We start from the raw sequence: 5,107 nt of genomic DNA on the forward strand, positions 1-5,107 counted from the left end.
ATATTGTATATTGCTAGTGACTTTGAGAAATTCGCTAATGGTTCTTATATGATAGGAATCGCGCCAATATTTAAAAAATGAGATGTTTGACGAGGCATAGCCGAGGAGTTCTCAATTTTTAAATATGCTTTAAGCGATTCCTATCGTATTAGAACCATCGAATTTCTATATGGAACAAGCAATATACAATATCCCCCACTCTCTATGGTCTGAATACCCCATATTGGGCAAAGCGTACTATTGTTAATAACCTAAATTTTTATATATTCTTTAAAACTATTAAGAAATATCTTACGAATAAATTGTAGGAAAGGCACTTAATTGGTCCCACTAACATAGATTAATAATAAACTCTAATCATTGAGGTGCTTATTCAGTGAAATCTTTTCCGAAACCACTGAGCGCCAAGGAAGAAACGGATATCTTGAACCTATGTAAACAAGGTAGTAAGGAAGCGAGAGACATCCTAATTGAAAGAAATCTCCGTCTAGTTGCACATATTGTCAAAAAATATAATACGGCGGACAAAGACATAGATGACCTGATATCTATTGGCACAATCGGACTGATCAAGGCAATAGACACCTTTGATGCTGATAAAGGTATTAGACTTGCTACTTATGCATCCCGATGTATTGATAATGCACCTTTGCACTTTGGCGGTAATGAAAACTAGAAATAAATCAGAAGGTTTCCTTAAAACTTAATGTAATAGGGAAGTCTTTTTCTTATATGAGTTAAATTGGTTTTTTAGTAAAAATATTCATTATATTTGTTGACACTTAATAGCCATAGAGTTATAATCAAAACCACACTATTCATATGAATATGGTATGAAATGTTGAAAAAAAAGAAGATACATGATATATTTAGATATGTACCTATGAAAGAAGTGGTACATGAGGAGATAGGTCATAAAAGGCGCTAAAGCGCGGAATCGAGGATTATATGAAAAAAAACAGTAGTACAAGAATAGTTATATTGTTAATAACGATGGCAATGATTACATTAACAGCTTGTGGAAAGAAAAATGCAGATAACTCAGCGAAGGTAGAAAATGCAGATAATATTAGCGGAGTTAATACAAAGGGAGGAAACTCAGGGGATATTGTTAATATAGGAGTAACAGACATTATAGGCTCTTTAAACCCATTGCTTCAAGATGGTACGGAAGTCGTAAAATATGCTGCTTCACTTTCCTTTCTTTCTCTGGTAGAATTAAATAAGGATTTGGAATTTGAAGCACAAATAGCAAAAGAAATTACAACGGAAGATAATAAGCATTTTACAATTAAACTGGATGAAAATGCAACTTGGTCTGATGGTACACCAATTACATCTAAAGATGTATTATTTAGTTTTTTATGCTGGGCAAGCCCGGAAGTAGGTAATACAGGTATGTCCATATATAAAATTGCAGGTGTTGGTGATGATGGATATGTAGAAGCCGGCGCAGAGGAAATCAGTGGAATCAAAGCTATAGATGAAAAGACGGTGGAAATTACAACAAAATCAGAAATGGCTCTTTATGCATTTAATAATATTTATGGAAGATACATATTAATTTTACCGGAACATATATTAGGGGATGTTCCAAGAGAAGATTTATTGACTTATAAATGGTTTAACGCACCTACTGTAATAAGTGGGCCTTATTTTATAACCGATTTTGATTTAAATCATTATGTAACATATACTGCAAATGATAATTATTGGAAAGGTGTTCCTAAGATTAAAAACTTAAATATTAAAGTGGTGACTTCCAGTCAACTTCTTGCAGGGCTTCAGTCAGGTGAAATTGATTTGGTACAGCAGACAACAGGAGTAATATTACAGGAAGACTACGAGTCTGTGAAAGCTTTAAATAATATCAATGTATTTGAAGGAACGCCAGTTACAAACCAGTCAATTTTTATTAATACGGATAATATTACGGATACACGAATTCGTCAGGCAATACTTTATGGTATTGATAGAGAAACTATATTGAACGAAATCCTGAATGGGAATGGAGAAATTGTGGATGGCTTCCTTGCAAGTGCAGGTCCATTCTATGATAGCAGCTTAAAACCTGTGGAGTATGATCCACAAAAGGCTGCCGCTTTAGTAAAAGAAGCAGTAGCAGATGGATGGGATCCCTCTACACAATATACCTTCTATGTAAATAGTGGAGACACTACATTTGTCCAGGTTGCTAGTTTCTTTACTGCCCAGTTAGCGGAAATAGGAATTAATTTGAAAGTTAATACCGTTGATTTATCAACATTAATGTCGGTTGCAGGTAATAAAGAATTTGATATTATAGCAATCCAATATACGTTTACACCAGTTGATCCATATACAGATGTTGACTGGCTGTTATCCAAAGAGGGCTGGACGGGATATTATAATGAAGAAATTTCAGCTGCTCTAGTTAAAACCCAGACAGTAAAAGAGATGGAAGAAATGAAGGATCTGTATCTTACCATAGACACTTATGTACAAAAGGAAGTACCAATGATTTCGGCATATATCATCAGTGCCCTTGGTGCAAAAAGCAATCGTCTTCAAAATGTAGTGCCAGATGTATATGGTACTTTCCTCAACGTATATGAATGGGAAATAGCAGAATAATAGAAGTAAAGGGGGCGGGACAGATGGCACCATTATTGGAAGTAAAGGAACTGGAAGTTGCATTTAAAGAAGATCATAAACAGATAATTTGTACGGATAAAGTAAACTTTTCGGTAAATCCGGGCGAAATCCTTTGCATAGTAGGAGAATCCGGGTGTGGTAAGAGTGTGACCGCTTTGTCAATTATGGGGCTCCTAAGTAATACAGCCAAAGTTATTGGCGGGGAAGTGCTCTTTGAAGGAAAAGACTTACTCAAAATGACGGATAAAGAACTGGATAAGATCAGGGGAAATGAAGCTGCCATGGTATTTCAGGATGTTATGAACAGCCTCAATCCAGTATTTACAATAGGAAATCAGCTGGAGGAAACCATTCGTATCCATTTGGGGTATGATAAAAAAGCAGCAAGGGAATACGCCATTGAAATGCTGGAAAAGGTTGGACTTCCGGATCCGAAAGCTATATTAAAGAAATATCCCCATATGCTCTCCGGCGGCATGCGCCAGAGAGCTATGATAGCCATGGCACTTGCCTGTCATCCAAAACTTATCATAGCAGATGAGCCTACCACAGCTTTAGATGTAACCATACAATTACAGATCATGAAACTTTTACTTGAACTTCGTGAGGAATTTAAGATGTCAATTATATTAATTACCCATGACATTGGACTGGTTGCGGAATTGGCAGACAGGGTAATTGTAATGTATGCAGGACAATGTGTGGAAGAAGCGGATGTAAATACACTTTTTGAAAATCCTGCTCATCCCTACACACAGGCATTATTGCAGTCTGTTCCAAGTATTTATGGTAATAGAAATCAAAAATTAGCATCTATTCCCGGAACAGTACCTGAAAAATACCAGAATATGAAGGGATGTCGTTTTGCCAAACGATGTCCCTATGCTTCCCCTGAATGTGCAAACAGGCAGTTGTATAAGGAACTGGATTCACAACATATGGTACGTTGCCGTCTTGCCCAAACCGGAAAGGAGAAGATATTCAATGTTTCATAAAGAAATGAAAGAACCTTTAATGCGGATAGAGAATCTTAAAAAATATTATCCGGCTAAGGGAGCCGGTTTCATAGGACATAAGAATATGATACAATCTGTGGACGGGGTTGATTTAACCATTTATGAAGGAGAAACCCTTGGTATCGTGGGGGAATCCGGCTGTGGTAAGTCAACAATGGGACGACAGATGATAGCTTTGGAGCGGCCTACTTCAGGCCGCGTTCTTTATAAAGATCAGGATATATCTAATATGTCTGTACGCCAGCTTCAAGGAATACGTACAGAATTTCAGATGATATTTCAAGACTCCACTTCTTCTCTGAACCCAAGAAAGCAGATTTATGACATACTGGCTGCGCCTATGCTCTATCATGGAATTGTCAAAAAGGAAAATATAAGTCATGAGGTAAACCGGCTTCTGAATCTGGTAGGCTTACCAAGCTCAGTCAGGCACAGATACCCTCATGAATTTTCAGGAGGACAAAGGCAAAGAATTGGAATAGCAAAAGCGCTGTCCATAAATCCTAAACTAATTGTATGTGATGAGCCGGTTAGTGCTCTGGATGTTTCTGTTCAGGCGCAGGTGTTAAACTTATTAAGACAATTACAGGAAGAATTAGGACTGACTTATGTATTTATTGGACATGGACTGGGAGCTGTTCATTATATAAGTAATCGAATCGCAGTTATGTATCTGGGAAAAGTTGTAGAACTTGCAGATACGGAGGAACTTTTTAATAATCCGGTACATCCATATTCTAAGGCTCTTTTTGATGCTTCTCCTTTGCCGGATCCAAAACATCGTGACAGGAACCGAATCGTCCTAAGTGGAGAAATACCCTCTGCCGCAGCACCTCCCGGTGGCTGCAGATTTCATCCCCGCTGTCCTTATGCCAAGGAATCCTGTAGAGAAATGGAACCGGGATTAGAACCAGTTAGCCCCGGTAGCAGCCACTTATCTGCCTGTCCAGTGATGTCAGATAACATACTGAGAAAAGATTTCCCTAATGGAACGGAGGAAAATCAAAATGTTTAAATATATTGTAAAAAGAATATTGACAGCTCTGCCTGTTCTTCTCGGCATTACCATTATTGATTTTATGATAATGAGTCTTGCAGGAAGTCCTTTGGAAATGATGGCAGGACCCAGAGTTACAGCTGCAGCAGTAGAAGTAAAGGCTTCCAGATTAGGTTTGGATCAGCCAATATATCAGCAGTATCTTAATTGGTTAAGCCAGCTGCTTCAGGGAAATCTGGGATATTCGATTAAGAATTATCAGCCTGTTAGTGAAATTATAGGAAGCCATATCGGACCTACTCTTTTATTAATGGGCACATCCATAATTATAGGCCTAATTATAGCGATACCCTCAGGTATCTATAGTGCAGTACATCGTTACACAAAACGTGATTACACTTTGGTATCTCTTTCCTTCTTAGGAAGCAGTATTCCAAGTTTTTTTCTTTCCCTGATATTT

General features: G+C 37.6%; 3 protein-coding genes and 2 pseudogenes. All 5 read left to right on the forward strand.

The features are described 5' to 3' along the window. Positions 1-376: 376 nt before the first annotated feature. A pseudogene (locus tag RT261_RS19505) lies at positions 377-643 on the forward strand (sigma-70 family RNA polymerase sigma factor); the annotation flags it as partial. 305 nt (positions 644-948) lie between these two features. Beyond that, positions 949-2,613 carry an ABC transporter substrate-binding protein gene (locus tag RT261_RS19510; protein ID WP_313134802.1) on the forward strand — a complete coding sequence of 555 codons (1,665 nt, stop codon included), beginning with the start codon at positions 949-951 and terminating at the stop codon, positions 2,611-2,613. A gap of 23 nt (positions 2,614-2,636) precedes the next feature. Next, positions 2,637-3,629 carry an ABC transporter ATP-binding protein gene (locus tag RT261_RS19515; RefSeq protein ID WP_313134803.1) on the forward strand — a complete coding sequence of 331 codons (993 nt, stop codon included), beginning with the start codon at positions 2,637-2,639 and terminating at the stop codon, positions 3,627-3,629. 4 nt (positions 3,630-3,633) lie between these two features. Then, on the forward strand, positions 3,634-4,665 hold the full coding sequence (locus RT261_RS19520) for an ABC transporter ATP-binding protein (protein WP_442871784.1): 1,032 nt from the start codon (positions 3,634-3,636) through the stop codon (positions 4,663-4,665). After that, positions 4,658-5,107, forward strand: a pseudogene (locus RT261_RS19525) (ABC transporter permease); the annotation flags it as partial. The gene RT261_RS19520 and the pseudogene RT261_RS19525, both read left to right, overlap by 8 nt.

Source organism: Anaerocolumna sp. (assembly GCF_032079385.1).
Taxonomy (GTDB): Bacteria; Bacillota; Clostridia; order Lachnospirales; family Lachnospiraceae; genus Anaerocolumna.